This window comes from Streptomyces sp. NPDC050997 (assembly GCF_040660135.1).
GTDB lineage: Bacteria > Actinomycetota > Actinomycetes > Streptomycetales > Streptomycetaceae > Streptomyces.
The window spans coordinates 200,979-216,242 of sequence record NZ_JBFAGK010000015.1 but is presented as its reverse complement, the minus strand read 5'-3'; the positions used below and the strand labels follow the sequence as shown (position 1 = coordinate 216,242).

Genomic DNA, 15,264 nt, shown 5'->3' with positions numbered 1-15,264 from the left:
TTCCGGATCGTCGACGAGCACTTCCGTAACGCGCCCGCCGAGTCCAACGTGCCGCTGCTGCTGGGTCTGCTGGGTATCTGGTACGGCAACTTCCACGACGCGCAGTCGCATGCGGTGCTGCCCTACAGCCATTATCTGTCGAAGTTCACGGCGTATCTGCAGCAGCTGGACATGGAGTCCAACGGCAAGTCGGTGGACCGGCAGGGCCGCCCGGTCCAGTGGCAGACCGGGCCGGTGGTGTGGGGTACACCAGGAACCAACGGGCAGCACGCCTACTACCAGCTGATCCACCAGGGGACCAAGCTGATCCCGGCGGACTTCATCGGTTTCGCCCGCCCGGTCGAGGAGCTGAGCGAGGGGCTGCGGGCGCAGCACGATCTGCTGATGGCCAACTTCTTCGCGCAGACGCAGGCGCTGGCCTTCGGTAAGACCCCCGACGAGGTACGCGCGGAGGGCGTGGCCGAGGAGCTGGTGGCGCACCGGACGTTCCAGGGCAACCACCCCACCACCACGATCCTGGCCAGGGAACTGACCCCGTCGGTGCTGGGCCAGCTGATCGCGCTGTACGAGCACAAGGTGTTCGTCCAGGGCGCCGTCTGGAACATCGACTCCTTCGACCAGTGGGGCGTCGAACTCGGCAAGGTCCTCGCCAAGCGCGTCGAACCCGCCCTCACCCAAGGCACCGACGTACCCGGTCTCGACTCCTCCACCGCCGCTCTCGTCGCCGCCTACCGCGGCCTCAAGGAAGTGAACTGACATGGCAGCGAAGCAACTTGGCCTCATCGGCCTCGGCAAGATGGGCGGCAACATGCGCGAGCGGGTCCGCCGCGCCGGCCACACCGTCATCGGCTACGACCGCAATCCCGAAGTCTCCGACGTGAGCGACCTGGCCGAACTGGTCGACAAGCTCGAAGCCCCGCGCATCGTATGGGTGATGGTGCCGGCCGGCGCGGCCACCCAGTCCGTGGTCGACGAACTCGGCGACCTGCTGTCCGCCGGCGACACCGTGGTCGACGGCGGCAACTCCCGCTGGACCGACGACGAGAAGCACGCCGAGGAGCTCGGCGCCAAGGGCATCGGCTTCGTCGACGCCGGCGTCTCCGGCGGTGTGTGGGGCCTCAAGAACGGCTACGCCCTGATGGTCGGCGGCGAGAAGGAGCACGTCGACCGGCTCCAGCCGATCCTCGAGGCGCTGAAGCCGGAGGGTCCGTACGGGTATGTCCACGCGGGCAAGGTCGGCGCCGGGCACTTCTCCAAGATGGTTCACAACGGCATCGAGTACGCCATGATGCAGGCGTACGCCGAGGGTTGGGAGCTCCTGGAGTCGGTGGACTCGGTCACCGACGTGCGCGAGGTCTTCCGCTCCTGGCAGCAGGGCACGGTCATCCGTTCCTGGCTGCTCGACCTGGCCGTCGACGCCCTCGACGAGGACGAGCACCTGCAGAACCTGAAGGGCTTCGCGCAGGACTCCGGCGAGGGCCGCTGGACCGTCGAGGCCGCCATCGACAACGCGGTGCCGCTCCCGGCGATCACGGCCTCCCTCTTCGCGCGGTTCGCGTCCCGTCAGGACGACTCGCCGCAGATGAAGATGATCGCGGCGCTGCGCAACCAGTTCGGCGGCCACGCCGTCGAATCGGCGAAGAAGTAGGCGCGCCGTGGGGGACCTTCTGCTGGTCCGCCACGGTGAGACGGAGTGGAGCAGATCGGGACAGCACACCAGCTGGACCGACCTGCCCCTCACCGAGCGCGGCGAGGAACAGGCCAAGTCCCTCGCTCCGCTCCTCTCGTCGCGGACCTTCGCCCGCGCGCTGGCCAGCCCGCTGGACCGCGCGATACGCACCGCCGAACTGGCGGGCGTCACCGGGGCCGTAACCGACCCCGACCTGCAGGAATGGGACTACGGCGGCTATGAGGGCATCACCACCGTCGAGATCCACCGCACCCGCCCCGACTGGTATCTGTGGACCGACGGCGTGCCGCCGGGCCCGGAGGGCCGCCCCGGGGAGTCGCCCGAGGAAGTGGGCCGGCGCGCCGACCGGGTGCTCGCCCGGGTGGACGAGGCCCTCCCCGACGGCGACGTGATCCTGGTGGCCCACGGTCACTTCCTGCGGGTCGTGACGGCCCGTCGGCTGGGTCTGCCTCCGGCCGACGGACGACTGTTCCAGCTCGCCACCGGCACCGTCAGCCGGTTGTCGAGGGAGCACGACCGGCCGGTCATCGCGGAGTGGAACACCCGCCCGTAGGAACACGGCCGTGGTGACGCGGCCGTGGGACCCCGGCCCCGTAGGACGAACGGGCCCATCACCCGGACGGCTCACCCTGAGCGGCGAGCGGGTCGGAGTGGTGGGCCCGTTCGTCTGCCGGTTGACAGAGCGGGTGGGGCGCGTCAGAGTCCCCGCTGATGGAGATCGACGACCTGACCCCGGCCGAACTGCGGGTGTGGCGTGCCTTTCCGCGCGGCGAGTCCGTGAACTTCCGCGAGGCGGACGACGAGAACACCGCGCACGGCCACGCATGGGGTCCCGAACGGACCGTCCGGGCGGCCGTGTTGCGGGCCCTGCTGCTCAACGGGCCGCGGGAGGACGGGGAGATACCCGCCCTGAAACTGGCGGGCGCCCGGATCACCGGCGTACTCGCCCTGCACTACGGGACGTTCGATCATGCCATCCGCTTGAGCCACTGCTACTTCGAGGACGTCCCCCTGCTCTACGGCGCCCGGCTGCGGCAGCTGAACCTGAGCGACTCCGTCCTGCCGGGGCTGACCGCCGCCACCCTGAAGGTGGAGGGTGTGCTGCGGATGACGGACTGCCGGTTCCTCGGGCCGGTGCGCCTCGGCGGGGCGCAGATCTCCGGGGCGCTGTTCCTGGACCGGGCCGCGTGCGGCGCGCCGGACGCCGAGGAGCCGGCACTCCAGCTCAACCACATGTCCATCGGCGACGACCTGTGGGCGCCCGGACTGGGAGCGGAGGGCGAGGTGCGTCTGACCGGCGCCTCGGTCGCCGGGGCGGTCAACCTCAACGAGGCCCGGCTCGTGCATCCCGGCCGGCCCGCCCTCGACGCCGAGACCCTCACCGTGGAGGGTGACGTCCTCATGCGGCACGCGCGTGTGCGGGGCTGGATCGGTTTGCGGGGCGCCCGGATCGCCGGCCGCCTGGACCTGTCGTACGCGCACCTGGTGAACCCCGGCGACGCGGCGCTGCGGGCGAGCAGCTGCACGATCGGGGAACTGTGGCTGCGCAAAGGCACACCCATGGAGGGCACCCTCAACCTGCGCCGCACCCAGACGGAGGTCCTCTTCCTGGAACCGGAGGTCGTGCCGCACGAGGTTCTGCTCAGCAACCTCGGCTACACGACCCTCACGCCGCACGAGCCCGCCGAGCGTCGCCTGCCGATGCTGGAGCGGGACGGCGACGGCTATGTCCCGCACGCCTACGAGCAGTTGACCGCTTCCTATCTGCGCATCGGGGACGACCGCGCGGCCCGGGTGGTCCAGCTCGCGAAGCAGCGCCGCCATCGCAGGACGCTGCCCTGGTACGGCCGGCTGTGGGGCCATGTCCAGGACGCCACCGTCGGCTACGGCTTCCGTCCGCTGCGCGCCTGCGGCTGGCTGCTGTCGCTGCTCGCGGTCGGCTCGCTCGCGTACGCCCTGCACCACCCGCGTGCGCTCAAGCCGTCCGAGGCACCTCACTTCGACGCGGTGTTCTACACCCTCGACCTGCTGCTCCCGGTCATCTCCTTCGGTCAGGAGGGCGCGTTCGCCCCGGAAGGCTGGTACCAGACGCTGTCGTACGCCCTCGTCATCGCCGGCTGGATCCTGGCCACGACGGTCTTCGCCGGCGTGACCCGGACCGTCAGCCGCCAGTGAGCCGCTTGACCGCGTGCTGGGCGGCCAGTCGTACGGGGGCGTTCTGGGCGCCGTAGCCCCGGTGGCCGTCGTCGCGCTGGACGAGTTCGAAGAAGACCCGGCCGACGGTGCGGGTGTAGCAGTGGCGGAACTCGCCGTGCGCGTCCCGGTCGTAGAGGATGCCGAGTTCGCGGTACGTCTCCAGCTCCCCGTCGGTGAACTCGTACCGGGCCGCCAGGTCGTCGTAGTAGTTCGCGGGGATCGGCAGCAGTCGGCCACCGGCGTCGACGAAGCGGCGGGCCGCGGCGATCACGTCGTCGGTGGCGAGCGCGATGTGCTGGGCATGGACGGTGTCGTCGGTGGGTGCCGCGCCGACCGACAGGGCGATGCGCACGCTGCCGTCGGGGGTGGTGACGGCGCGGCTGCGCAGCAGCCCGTAGGGGTCGGCGACATCGACGCTCTCCTGGGGCCGGAGCCCGAGCACGCTGCGGTGGAAGAGAGCCGCCTCGTCGAAGTGGTGCCAGGGCTGGGTGAGGGCGAGGTGGTCGACGCCTGACACGTCCGTGGCGGCTTGTGGGTGCTCGAGGCTCTCGAAGTCGGCCCGCCAGTCGGGGAGTTCGGGGCGGCCGGTGGCGCAGAAGAACAGTTCCGTGCCGTCGGGCGCGGCCACCGCGTCGAGCGGGGCGTCCGCGGGGACGCGACGGCGGGGCAGCACGGGGGCGAGCAGTGCCTCGGCGCGGCGGGCGGCGGCCGCGGGGTCCGGTGACTCCAGTCCGATCGCGGCGAGGTGGGTGCCGTCACGGCGTACGGCCGTGCCGGTGTTGACCAGGACGCGGGCCTCGCCCTGCCGCCACAGGTCGACGGGTTTGCTGCGATGCCGTGCGGTGCGGGCGAAGCCGAGCGCGCCCAGCAGGGCGGACACGGGTTCGGCGTCCGGGGTGACCAGTTCGACGAAGGCCACTCCCGTGGGCACGACCGGGGCGGGCGGTGCGGCGACGCCCACCGTCTCCTGGAGGACCAGCAGCGAGCGCCGGGCGTCCACGGCCGTGGGGCCGGCCTCGGCCTGCCGGAAGACGTCGTTGAAGATCTCCAGGGAGAGCGGGCCGTCGTAGCCGGTGCGCAGGACGTGGCGCATGAGCCCGGCGACGTCGAAGCCGCCCTGGCCGGGGAAACAGCGGTAGTGGCGGCTCCACTGGAGGACGTCCATCGCGAGCAGCGGGGCGTCCGCGAGCTGGAGGAAGAAGATCTTCTCCCCGGGGATGTCCGCGATGCCTTCGAGGTCCTTGGGTTCGGAGCATCGGGACAGGATGTGGAAGCTGTCCAGACAGGTGCCGAGCGCCGGGTGGCCGGCGGTGTCGACGATGTCCCAGGCGTGGTCGTAGGTGCTGACGTGCCGTCCCCAGGCCAGCGCCTCGTAGGCGACCCGGATGCCGAAGTCCTGTGCCAGGTCCGCCAGTTCGCTCAGCTGCCCGGCGGCGAGCGCGTCGTCGTCCACGGCGAGCGGGGAGACGCTGGAACAGACCAGGACGGTGTCGGCGCCGAGGCGGCCCATCAGCTCGAACTTGTGCCGGGCGCGCCGCAGGTTACGGGCGAACTCGTCCCGGGGCACGGCCTCGATGTCGCGCATCGGCTGGTAGAGGTCGACGGTGAGGCCGAGGTCGGCGCAGCGGGCGCGGATCTCCTCCGGGGTGAGGGGGCTGGCGAGCAGGTCGTTCTCGAAGATCTCGACGCCGTCGAAGCCGGCCCGGGAGGCCGCGGTGAGCTTCTCTGTGAGGGATCCGCTCAGCGAGACGGTGGCGATGGATGTACGCACCTCGGTACCTCTCTCTCCTCGGGTCTCTACTTGGGTGTCTTCACGGCCCCGGCCAGCTCGGCGAACGCGGCGAGCATCCGCGCGCTGTCGGGTTCCCGTCCGGCGAACAGACGGAACGCGTCGACGGCCTGGAAGACGGCCATGCCGCCGCCGTCGAGGGTGGCGCAGCCCAGCGCGCGGGCGGTGCGCAGCAGCTCCGTCTCGAGTGGGCGGTAGACCACCTCGGCGACCCACAGCCGGGGGTGCAGCAGCTCGGCGGACAGGGGCAGCCCGGGGTGGGCGGCCATTCCGGTGGGGGTCGCGTTGATGAGGCCGCCGATGCCGTCGGCGTCGGCGAGCAGGCCGGGCAGGTGGTCGAGGCCCGCGGCGGCCGCCCGGCCGTCCCCGAAGCTCCTGCTCAGGGACGCGGCGAGGGCGGCGGCCCGCTCGGGCAGCGCGTCGACGACGGTGACCCGCTCGGCGCCGAGGGTGAGTGTGGCGTGCGCGACGGCCGCGCCCGCGCCGCCGGCGCCCAGCTGCACGACCCGCTCCAGCGGAACGTCGGGCAGGCCGCGCGCGAAGGAGGCGGCGAAGCCGGTGACGTCGGTGTTGTGACCGACCGCGCGGCCGCCGTCGAAGACCACGGTGTTGACCGCGCCGAGCGCCTCGGCCTGCGGGGAGAGGGCGTCGAGGTGCGGGATGACCAGCTGCTTGCAGGGGTGGGTGATGTTCAGCCCGTCGAAGCCCAGGTCCCGGGCGGCCCGCACCAGGTCGCCCACCGCCTCGGGCGAAACGCCCAGGGTGTCGATGTCGATCAGCCGGTAGAGGTAGCGCAGGCCCTGGTGGTCGGCCTCCCGCTGATGCAGCGCCGGGCTCAGCGAGGGGCCGATTCCGGCACCGATCAGCCCCACGAGATACGAGTCCTTGGGCACGTGGCCTCCCGAGCCGCTCAGCAATGTACTAACTAGTGAGTTAGTCATAGCAGCAGGCACCGGCCTCTGGGAAGCCCCCGCCGGGCAACGAACGCGCCCGGACGTCCGTACGCCCGGGCTTCTACAATCACGGGCACAGGCCCTACCGCCCGAAGGAACCCGATGACCAGCGTCGACGAACCGGCAGCACCGAACGGGCGCATCCGTGACGCCGCACGCACCCAGGCCGAGATCCTCGACGTGGCCACGCAGGAGTTCGCCCGGGCCGGCTACGACGGGGCCCGCGTGGACGAGATCGCCGCCCGCACCCGCACCACCAAGCGGATGATCTACTACTACTTCGGCGGCAAGGAACAGCTGTTCACGACCGTCCTGGAGCGGGCGTACGGCGTGATCCGCGAGGCCGAGCAGCAACTCGACGTCGAACACCTCGACCCTGTCGCGGCCATCCGGCACCTGGCCGAGCTCACCTTCGACCACCACGAGCGGCACCCCGACTTCATCCGCCTGGTCAGCATCGAGAACATCCACGGCGCGGAGCACATCGCGGCCTCCGAGAAGCTCGGCAGGATCGGCTCACCCGCCCTTGAGGTGATCCGCCGGATCCTGGCGACGGGTCAGGAGTCCGGCCTGTTCACGGCCGATGTCGACGCCGTCGACCTGCACGCGATGATCAGCTCGTTCTGCTTCTTCCGGGTGGCCAACCGGCACACCTTCCGGGTGCTGTTCGACCGCGACCTGGTGGACCCGGCCGAGCGTGAGCGCTACCGCACCATGCTGGGCGACATGGTGATCGCGTACCTGACGGCGGAGCGCGCGGCGCAGTAGGCGCCCTGCGCGCGACCCCTTGACACCCGGGGAAACATCGGCGCAACATCCCACCCACCGCGACTAACTACCCAGTGGGTTAATTAGCCGAGATCCGGCCCTCCACCCCTCCGCTCACTCCGCCTGTGGCGGAGCCCCCTGAAGGAGCACGCCGTGTCCGTCCCCGCCGCCTCCCCACCCACGGGCCAGCCGAAGAAGGCCGCCACTGCGGCCTGGATCGGCAGCGCCCTGGAGTACTACGACTTCTTCATCTACGGCAGTGCCGCCGCGCTGATCTTCCCCGAGGTCTTCTTCGACGAGTCCGACCCGGCGACCGCCACCCTGCTGTCGCTGGCCACCTTCGGTGTCGCGTACGCCGCCCGCCCCGTCGGCGCCCTGTTCCTCGGGCACTTCGGCGACCGGGTCGGCCGTAAGAAGATCATGGTCTTCACGCTGATCCTCATGGGCCTGTCGACGTTCCTCATCGGCTGCCTCCCCTCCCGTGCCCAGGTCGGCGGCCTCGCTCCCGTCCTGCTGGTCCTGTGCCGTGTGCTTCAGGGCATCTCGGCGGCGGGCGAGCAGGCCAGCGCCAACTCGATGACCCTGGAACACGCGCCACCGCACCGGCGCGGCTTCTTCACCAGCTTCACCCTCAGCGGCACCCAGGGCGGGCAGCTCCTCGCCACGCTGGTCTTCATCCCGGTCGCCGCGCTTCCCGACGACCAACTGCTGTCCTGGGGCTGGCGGATCCCGTTCTTCCTGAGCGTCGGGGTCGCGGTCGTGGGCTACGTCATCCGGCGCAAGCTGGAGGAGACGCCGGTCTTCGCCCAGCAGCAGGCCTCGGGGGAGGGCGTCGCCAAGCTTCCGCTGGCGGTGCTGCTGCGCGAGCACTGGGCGGATGTGCTGCGGGTGATCGCGGGCGCGCTCGTCGCCTCGGTCAGCACGATCTTCACGGTGTGGGCGCTGGCGTACGCGACGAGCGACTCCGTCGGGATGAGCCGCTCCTCGATGCTGTGGGTGGGCGCGCTGGCCAACCTGGTGGCGCTGGCCGCGATCCCGCTGTGGGCCACGCTGTCGGACCGTGTCGGCCGCCGCCCGGTGTACCTGATCGGCGCCGCGGGCAGCGCGGTGGCGATGTTCGCCTACCTCTGGGCGATCTCCACGGGCTCCTACCCCCTGACCCTCGTCCTCGGCGTCGTCGCCTTCGGTGTCCTCTACAGCGCCGCGAACGGCGTGTGGCCCTCCTTCTACGGCGAGATGTTCCCGACCCGCGTCCGCCTGTCCGGCATGGCCGTCGGGACGCAGATCGGCTTCGCCGTCGCCGGCTTCGCGGTCACCTTCGCCGCGCAGATCGCCGGCCCGGACGGCGCCGACTGGTCGGCGGTGGCCCTGTTCACCGCGGCCCTGTGCGTCCCGCCGGTCGTCGCCGCCCTGACGGCCCGCGAGACCGCGAAGGTGCCGACGGAGGAACTCGGCGAGCGGTCGCGACGGGAGGCGTCCCAGCCGGAGACGGTGACGGCCTGACGGCCGGCCGTGCGGCGCCGGGGGCTGCGCCCCGCCCCCGGCCCGGCCCTACGGTCGGAGCAACCCCGGCCCCGCTCCCGGCTCGGCCCGATGCGTCAACTCTCCTTCCACACCAGCACCTTCAGCACAGCACTGGTGATCCGCACCGGCGTCGTCTCGAAGGACTTCAGCCGGATGCGCATCTGGCGGCCGGATCCGATGCGGCCCGTGAGGGGTAACTTGCCGAACGTGTCGCCGGAGGTGCCGATGAGTTCACCGATGGGGTGGTCGGTGACGTAGGCGCCGGTGGAGTCGACCTCGGACTGGCGGATCTGGAGGGCGTGGCCCGTGGGGAGGCCGGAGACGCGCAGGCTGAGTTCGCCGGTGAAGCGGGCCGGGCCACGCACGAAGACGGAGCCGTCATTGGCGTGGCCACCGGGCTCGTCGGCCCACTCGGCGGTGAACTCGATGGCGTCCCAGTCTCCGCCGGGCCTGAGCGCGAAGGGCGCGTCGATGCCGAGGTTGACGTAAAGGGGCATGGGGTCCTCTTTCTCCCAGTGGCCCGCCGGCAGCGCCAGGCAGTCGGCCAGATCACCGCGGAAGTCCTTCATGTCGAAGCCGCGCGGATCGGGCTTCCAGTCGCTCCACTCCAGGTGGCCGATCGCGCTCTTGCGGCTCCAGCCGTGGGCGCGGCAGATCGCGGCGTTGGCCTTGACCATCGCCACGTACTGGACAAGCGGCCACGGGTCCTTGCCGGTGCCGAGGTTCTCGCACTCGAAGCCGTAGAAGTGGGTGTTGCCGTCGACCGCGCCGGCGGAGCCCTCGTGCTGATGGGTGGCGGGCGGGCGGTCGCCGTACGACTCGTCGCGCACGGCGGCGAGTACGTTCCCGTCGCCGCCGCCGGCGTGGTTGGCGCGGCCGTTGCCGACGAGGTGGACGACGCCGTCCTTGGTGATGCAGCCGGTGGCGAGCGGGCCGGGCAGGTCGCTGCGTCCGTCGTAGATGAGGTCGACGACGTCGGCTCCGGATCCGGTCGCGGTGTGGTGGTTCATCACGCCGTACACCGGGCCCCAGGCGCCCACACCGTTGCGGTTGTGGGTCCGCCAGCTGCGGACCTCGCGAACGGTGCAGCCTTCGGCGCGCAGAGCGGCGAGCAGTTTGGCAGCGGTGAGCGGTGTGGCCATCTGGCCTCCGTTTTCCTCTCGTTGTCCCCGTCGTCCCCGTCGTCTCGCCGTACGCAGCGTAGATCGTCCGGGCGGGAGCCGCTGGAGGAATCCAAGCCATCGCATGAATTCACAGGAACCGCTTGCCCCGCTGTCACTCAGGCCTGGGCGCCCTTGGGGATGCCGTACGCCCGTTCCACGCGCAGCCGCACCACCAGGCGGCGGTCCCTGACCATGGCGGCCCGGTAGTCGTCCCAGTCGGGGTGCTCGCCGATGACGTCGCGGTAGAGGCGGATCAGTTCCTCGACGGTCTCGTCGTACGGATCCTCGGCGACGGGCGAGAGCTCGGCCATGCCCTCGACGACCGTGTAGGCGCGATGGTCCGAAGAGGTCACGTGGTACGAGGCTCTCGGATCCCGGCGCAGGTTGCGGGTCTTGGCACGGTCGTCGGTGACCGAGATCCGGATGACCCCCTCCTGCGGGTAGTAGTGGTGGCTCACGTTCGAGAGTTGGGGGCGGCCGTCGCGTTTGAGGGTGATCAGCACCCCGCCGCGGCCGTCGGAGAGCAGCGCGAGCAGTGCGTTCTGATGCGCGTCCTGAGTCATATCCGCGACAACCCGTGCCGCCGACGTGCGCATTCCCCTTGACGGTAGACACTGTCTACGACCACTGGTAGACAGTGTCTATGACCTCATCCGAGACAGGACCGGATCTGCGCTCCCGCCTCATCGACGTAGGTGTGGACCTGGTGACCCGCGAAGGCGCCCACGCACTGACCTTGCGGGAGATCGCCCGGCGGGCCGGTGTCTCGCACGGCGCGCCCCGCCGGTACTTCCCCACCCATCTGGAACTGCTGTCGGCCATCGCGCGCCGCGGCTTCGCCGACCTGGGCGACCGGGCCGTGGCGGCGATCGGCGACGGTACGGCGAGCCCCCGAGCGCAGCTGGCGACGCTGGGTCGGGTGTACCTGGAGTTCGCGCTGGGCAACCCCGGGATGTATGAACTGATGTTCCGTCACGACCTGCTGGAAAGCGGCCACTTGGGGCTACGGGACACCAGTCTTCCGCTCTTCGGTGTGCTGGTGGAGCTGGTCGGGCGGGCCCGCCCCGACGCGGACGCCCGGACCGTCGCGGGCGCGTTGTGGGCGAACCTGCACGGCGTCGCCCAGCTGTGGGGCTGGGGCAGCCTCCAACTCGCCACCGGCGCCGACGACTTCGGCCCGTTGCTGCGCACCGTTCTGGACGCCCACCTCGGTCCGGCGGCGGCCCGATGACCGTCCACCGTCGTCTCGCGGCGACGGGCAGCGTGGTCGGGGCGGTGATCGTCGCCCTGGACGGTACGGTCCTCACCGTCGCGCGGCCCACCCTGCAACGCGATCTGGGCGCGTCGTTCACGCAGGCGCAGTGGACCAGCACCGGCTATCTGATCGCGGTGGCGAGCCTGTTGGTGTTCGCGGGCCGGCTCGGCGACCGGTACGGGCACCAGCGGCTCTTCGCGATCGGGATGCTCGGCTTCGGCGCCGCGTCGGCGGGAATCGGCCTCGCGTCCGGAATCGGCTGGATGATCGCACTGCGGGTCGTACAGGGCGTGTTCGGGGCGTTGTTGCAGCCCGCGACGCTCGGGATGCTGCGTGCCGCCTACCCGCCCGACCGGCTGCGGACGCCGATCGCCGTACGGACCGCCGCCATCGGGGTGGCGGCCGCCGTCGGTCCGGTGGTCGGCGGTGCGCTGGTGGCGGGCCCGGGCTGGCGGGTGGTGTTCTTCCTCAACGTGGCGCCCGCCGTCGTCCTCGGCGGGCTCGCCCTGGCCGGGCCGGGGTCCCGGCGGGCTCCGGCCGGACAAGGGGCGCGTCAACTCCCGGCCGGGCAGGCACCGAAGCAGGCCCTTGCCGCCGGCCTCGACGTGCCCGGCGCGCTGCTGCTCGCGGTGACCCTGGCGGGCCTCGTCCACACCCTCGTCGCGCTGCCGGACGCCGGCTGGACGACGGCGGGCGAGGCCGGTGCCGTGCTGGTCGCGGCCGCAGCGTTCGTCCGGCACGAGCGGCGGACCGCGAGCCCGCTGATCCCGCCGGACGTGGTCGGTTCGGCGGCCGTCGGCTCGGCGCTCGGCGTTCTCGTCGCCGCCTCCGCGGCCCTCCAGGGCACACTGTTCGTCGGCGCGTACGTCCTGCAGTACACCCTCGGCCTCGACCCCTTCCAGAGCGCGCTGCGGAGCCTGCCGCTGGCGGCCATGATGGTGGCCGCCGCGCCATGCGGAGCTGTCCTGCTGCGCCGCGCCGGCGCCCGTCGTACGAGCGTGACGGCGATGGTCGTCCTCGCCCTCGGGATCCTGCTGCTGACCCGGGCCTCGGGCACCCTCGCGCTGTGTGTCGGCTTCGGGCTGCTGGGGGCCGGGTTCGGCGCGGTGATGGTGGCGGCGTCCCATGTCGTCGTAGCGCACAGTGCAGTCGAGTCGGCCGGAGTGGCGGGCGGGGCGAAGCAGACCGCGATGAACGTGGGACCGACGCTCGGGGTGGCCGCCGCGACCGTGCTCATGGGGTCCGGCGGCGGGCGCGCACTGCCGCTCGTGGTCCTGGCCTCGGTGGCCGTGGCCGGTGCGGTGGGGGGCGGCCCGCTGCCGGGACGTGCCGCCGCGGAGGCCGACGATCATTGTGACACTGCTGACGATCATGGGGGTGCGGGGGCCCGTTCATCTGTTCCTGCGCGACGATGAGGTCTGAGGCCGTTCCGGCGGGGTATTCCGGATCGCACCTCGACGAACGCGACGGAGGAGAACGATGGCACAGCTGCGGCAAGAGGCGGACCCGCACGAGGTCGGGCTGGACGCGAAGGCACTGGACCGCCTCGACCAGCAGGTCGCCCACTACGTGGACGAGGGACGCCTGCCCGGCTTCCTCGTGGCCGTCGCCCGCGGCGGCCGTGTCGCCCACCTCACGACGCACGGCCACCGGGACATCGCGGCCGGTCTGCCGGTCGAGCCGGACACGCTCTGGCGGATCTACTCCATGACCAAGCCGGTCACCGCGGTCGCCGCGCTGCTCCTGGTCGAGGAGGGTCGGCTGTCGCTGGACGACCCGGTCGAGCGGCATCTTCCGGCCTTCGCCGAGCCCCGGGTGTACGTGAGCGGCTCCGGCGCCGACATGGTGACCCGCCCGGCCGACGGGCCGATACGGGTACGGCATCTGATGACCCACACCGCGGGCCTGACCTTCGCCTTCTACCACTCCCACCCGGTCGACGCCCTCTACCGCCAGGCAGGCCTGGAGTCGTCGGTGGTGCCGGGCTCGAACCTGGCTCAGACGGTCGACGTGTACGCGAGTCTGCCGCTGCAGTACGAGCCGGGCACTCAGTGGAACTACTCCGTCGCCTCCAACGTGCTGGGCCGGATCATCGAGGTGGTGTCCGGACAGCCGCTCGACACGTTCTTCGCCGAGCGGGTCCTCGGCCCGCTCGGGATGACCGATGCCGGCTTCCACGTCGCCCCCGAACAGGCCGGCCGACTGGCCGAGTTGTACGGGGACGCCGACGGCGGCGGCATCGAGCCGATCCCCGGACTCCCGCTGCGCGGCCGGCCCCGCTTCCTGTCCGGCAGCGGCGGCCTGGCGGCCTCCGCGCACGACGTGCACCGCTTCATGGAGCTGCTGCGTCGCCGCGGCGAACTCGACGGCGTCCGTCTCCTGGCCCCCGAGACGGTCGACCTGATGACCTCCAACCACCTTCCGGGCGGCGCCGACCTGCGCGCCGTCGGCAGCAAACCCGCGCACGACGAACCCGGCAACGACGGCGTCGGCTTCGGCCTGGGCGTCTCCGTGGTCACCGACCCGTCCCGCACCGTGGCGCCCACCGGCCTGGGCACGTTCGGCTGGAGCGGTGTGGCGACGACGACGTTCTGGGTGGACCCGAGCCGCGACCTGACCGTGCAGTTCATGACGCAGCTACGGCCAAAGAAGTCCCTCGCGCTCTTCCCGGACCTCAAACGCCTGGTGCACGAGGCGGTCATCGACTAGAGGCCGGCGCCTCCTCCCCACCGTCCGGGCCGGGCCGGGTCCGCGTCGGCCTACTGGTCGATCCGGAGGGTGAAGTGGACGCCGTCGCGGGCGAGTTCGTCCAGCAACTGTTCGGATCGTTCGGCCGTCTCGGCCGCCCGGTGGAGACCCGGCGGCAGAGAGCCGTCCAGGACGTGACCGACGCCCAGGGCGAGGGTGCGGGAGACACAGCGGGCCATCGCGCTCTCCTCCGCGTCCCCCACCAGGTCCAGCAGACAGGTGCCCGACCAGGTCTGTCCTGCCTCGCCGCGCACATCCAGCGATACGGCGAGGACGACCCGGTCGCGGTCGGCGTCGGTGGTGGGGTAGGTCGCCGCCAACTCCCGGGCGAGGGCGGCGATACGGGCGTCATCACCGGCCCGGAGTTCGGCGAAGACGCCGTCCCAGGCGTTCAGCCAGCCCTCCAGGCGGAGGGTGCCTCGCACGAAGGTGCGCGGTGTCCAGGCGGACGGCAGGCCGTACTGCTCGACGAAGGGCACACTGTCGCGGTTGGGGTAGACCTCGAAGGTCTCCCCGTCGACGATGTGCCGCCGGGTCGCCTCCCAGGGCCGTTCGGCGATGGTCTCGGCGCCGTCCTCGATGTAACGGGCGGGCGAGCGCAGGGCGTTGAGAACTCCGGCGGGGGCCCAGCTGAAGCGGTACCGGAATGCGTTCGGCTCGGCGGGGACCCCGCCGCAGTAGGAGGTGAGTCGGTACGAGGCCGTCGTACCGTCGCCGATCGCGCGACGGGCCCGGCCGATGAGGCTGTGCGCGAAGAGGTGGTCGATGCCGGGGTCCAGGCCGGCCTCGGTGAGGACGACGATCCCGGACCGCACGGCCTGAGGCACCTGTTCCAGCACCGCGTCGGACACATAGCTGGAGCAGGCGAAGTGGGCCCGCTCCCGGACGCACAGGGCGAGCAGTTCGGGGTGTTCCGGCGCGGGCAGCATCGACACGACCACGTCGCCGGGCGCCAGTTCGGCCGTGAGCGCGTCCAGGGTGAAGGCGCCCGGTTCGGCGCGGCCGGTGAGACCCAGCCGGTCGAGGGCCTCGGCCGCGCGTTCCTCGGTGCGGTGCCACAGCCGCACTCGCCCGGCCGTCTCGCACAGCGCGGCGAGTCCGCTGCCGGTGGACAGCCCGGCCCCGATCCAGTGGACGGTACCGCTCGCGGGAACGATCTCAGACATCACCGAACTCCC

Annotated in this window: 13 protein-coding genes and 1 pseudogene; 9 read left to right on the top strand and 5 right to left on the bottom strand. The window is 71.6% G+C overall.

The annotated features are described in order from the left end of the window. From AB0H86_RS30185 to AB0H86_RS30170, 4 genes and pseudogenes are all read left to right on the top strand, one after another. Window positions 1-756, top strand: a pseudogene (locus AB0H86_RS30185) (glucose-6-phosphate isomerase); the annotation flags it as partial. A 1-nt stretch (window position 757) separates the two neighbouring features. Continuing rightward, entirely contained in the window at window positions 758-1,648 is an 891-nt protein-coding gene (gene gnd, locus AB0H86_RS30180) for a phosphogluconate dehydrogenase (NAD(+)-dependent, decarboxylating) (protein WP_362445619.1), read from the top strand. A 7-nt stretch (window positions 1,649-1,655) separates the two neighbouring features. Next, the gene (locus tag AB0H86_RS30175; RefSeq protein ID WP_362445616.1) at window positions 1,656-2,243 is read left to right on the top strand and encodes a histidine phosphatase family protein; all 588 of its coding nucleotides are present in this window, start codon (window positions 1,656-1,658) and stop codon (window positions 2,241-2,243) included. Window positions 2,244-2,401: 158 nt separating this feature from the next. After that, window positions 2,402-3,865, top strand: coding sequence for a membrane-associated oxidoreductase (locus tag AB0H86_RS30170; protein WP_362445613.1), 1,464 nt, complete (start codon window positions 2,402-2,404; stop codon window positions 3,863-3,865). Here the strand turns inward: AB0H86_RS30170 and AB0H86_RS30165 are convergent. Both AB0H86_RS30165 and AB0H86_RS30160 read right to left on the bottom strand, forming a co-directional pair. Further along, window positions 3,852-5,657 (bottom strand): TIM barrel protein, encoded by a 1,806-nt coding sequence (locus AB0H86_RS30165; protein ID WP_362445610.1) that lies wholly within the window; start codon window positions 5,655-5,657, stop codon window positions 3,852-3,854. The two genes, AB0H86_RS30170 and AB0H86_RS30165, sit on opposite strands and share 14 nt — an antisense overlap. 26 nt (window positions 5,658-5,683) lie before the next feature. Then, the gene (locus tag AB0H86_RS30160) at window positions 5,684-6,568 is read right to left on the bottom strand and encodes a shikimate dehydrogenase (RefSeq protein ID WP_362445607.1); all 885 of its coding nucleotides are present in this window, start codon (window positions 6,566-6,568) and stop codon (window positions 5,684-5,686) included. Between the two features lie 162 nt (window positions 6,569-6,730). Here AB0H86_RS30160 and AB0H86_RS30155 point away from each other — a divergent pair, with 162 nt between their 5' ends. Together AB0H86_RS30155 and AB0H86_RS30150 are read left to right on the top strand one after the other, a co-directional pair. Continuing rightward, window positions 6,731-7,396: a TetR/AcrR family transcriptional regulator gene (locus AB0H86_RS30155; RefSeq protein ID WP_362445604.1), complete on the top strand. Its 666-nt coding sequence runs from the start codon at window positions 6,731-6,733 to the stop codon at window positions 7,394-7,396. 153 nt (window positions 7,397-7,549) lie between these two features. Continuing rightward, window positions 7,550-8,899 (top strand): MFS transporter, encoded by a 1,350-nt coding sequence (locus AB0H86_RS30150; RefSeq protein WP_362445601.1) that lies wholly within the window; start codon window positions 7,550-7,552, stop codon window positions 8,897-8,899. 95 nt (window positions 8,900-8,994) lie between these two features. Here the strand turns inward: AB0H86_RS30150 and AB0H86_RS30145 are convergent, their stop codons facing one another. Together AB0H86_RS30145 and AB0H86_RS30140 are read right to left on the bottom strand one after the other, a co-directional pair. Then, window positions 8,995-10,062, bottom strand: a complete 1,068-nt coding sequence (locus tag AB0H86_RS30145; RefSeq protein WP_362445598.1) for an N-acetylmuramoyl-L-alanine amidase — start codon at window positions 10,060-10,062, stop codon at window positions 8,995-8,997. A gap of 137 nt (window positions 10,063-10,199) precedes the next feature. Continuing rightward, a complete protein-coding gene (locus tag AB0H86_RS30140; protein WP_362445595.1) occupies window positions 10,200-10,646 on the bottom strand; it encodes a PPOX class F420-dependent oxidoreductase in 447 nt (148 codons plus the stop codon). Between the two features lie 80 nt (window positions 10,647-10,726). Here AB0H86_RS30140 and AB0H86_RS30135 point away from each other — a divergent pair, with 80 nt between their 5' ends. The 3 genes from AB0H86_RS30135 to AB0H86_RS30125 all read left to right on the top strand — a co-directional run bounded on the left by AB0H86_RS30135 (window position 10,727) and on the right by AB0H86_RS30125 (window position 14,047). After that, the gene (locus AB0H86_RS30135; protein WP_362445593.1) at window positions 10,727-11,314 is read left to right on the top strand and encodes a TetR/AcrR family transcriptional regulator; all 588 of its coding nucleotides are present in this window, start codon (window positions 10,727-10,729) and stop codon (window positions 11,312-11,314) included. Then, window positions 11,311-12,753 carry an MFS transporter gene (locus AB0H86_RS30130; RefSeq protein WP_362445590.1) on the top strand — a complete coding sequence of 481 codons (1,443 nt, stop codon included), beginning with the start codon at window positions 11,311-11,313 and terminating at the stop codon, window positions 12,751-12,753. The genes AB0H86_RS30135 and AB0H86_RS30130 overlap by 4 nt, the downstream gene beginning before the upstream one ends. A 64-nt stretch (window positions 12,754-12,817) precedes the next feature. Further along, entirely contained in the window at window positions 12,818-14,047 is a 1,230-nt protein-coding gene (locus AB0H86_RS30125; protein ID WP_362445587.1) for a serine hydrolase domain-containing protein, read from the top strand. A gap of 50 nt (window positions 14,048-14,097) precedes the next feature. Here the strand turns inward: AB0H86_RS30125 and AB0H86_RS30120 are convergent, their stop codons facing one another. Beyond that, a complete protein-coding gene (locus tag AB0H86_RS30120) occupies window positions 14,098-15,252 on the bottom strand; it encodes a saccharopine dehydrogenase family protein (RefSeq protein WP_362445584.1) in 1,155 nt (384 codons plus the stop codon). Window positions 15,253-15,264: the final 12 nt, after the last annotated feature.

Excerpts from the sequence above, each read along its gene's own strand:
- AB0H86_RS30140 (WP_362445595.1), bottom strand. The coding sequence starts at position 10,646 with ATGACTCAGGACGCGCATCAGAACGCACTGCTCGCGCTGCTCTCCGAC.
- AB0H86_RS30135 (WP_362445593.1), top strand. The coding sequence starts at position 10,727 with ATGACCTCATCCGAGACAGGACCGGATCTGCGCTCCCGCCTCATCGAC.
- gnd (WP_362445619.1), top strand. The coding sequence starts at position 758 with ATGGCAGCGAAGCAACTTGGCCTCATCGGCCTCGGCAAGATGGGCGGC.
- AB0H86_RS30155 (WP_362445604.1), top strand. The coding sequence starts at position 6,731 with ATGACCAGCGTCGACGAACCGGCAGCACCGAACGGGCGCATCCGTGAC.
- AB0H86_RS30145 (WP_362445598.1), bottom strand. The coding sequence starts at position 10,062 with ATGGCCACACCGCTCACCGCTGCCAAACTGCTCGCCGCTCTGCGCGCC.
- AB0H86_RS30130 (WP_362445590.1), top strand. The coding sequence starts at position 11,311 with ATGACCGTCCACCGTCGTCTCGCGGCGACGGGCAGCGTGGTCGGGGCG.
- AB0H86_RS30120 (WP_362445584.1), bottom strand. The coding sequence starts at position 15,252 with ATGTCTGAGATCGTTCCCGCGAGCGGTACCGTCCACTGGATCGGGGCC.
- AB0H86_RS30125 (WP_362445587.1), top strand. The coding sequence starts at position 12,818 with ATGGCACAGCTGCGGCAAGAGGCGGACCCGCACGAGGTCGGGCTGGAC.
- AB0H86_RS30170 (WP_362445613.1), top strand. The coding sequence starts at position 2,402 with ATGGAGATCGACGACCTGACCCCGGCCGAACTGCGGGTGTGGCGTGCC.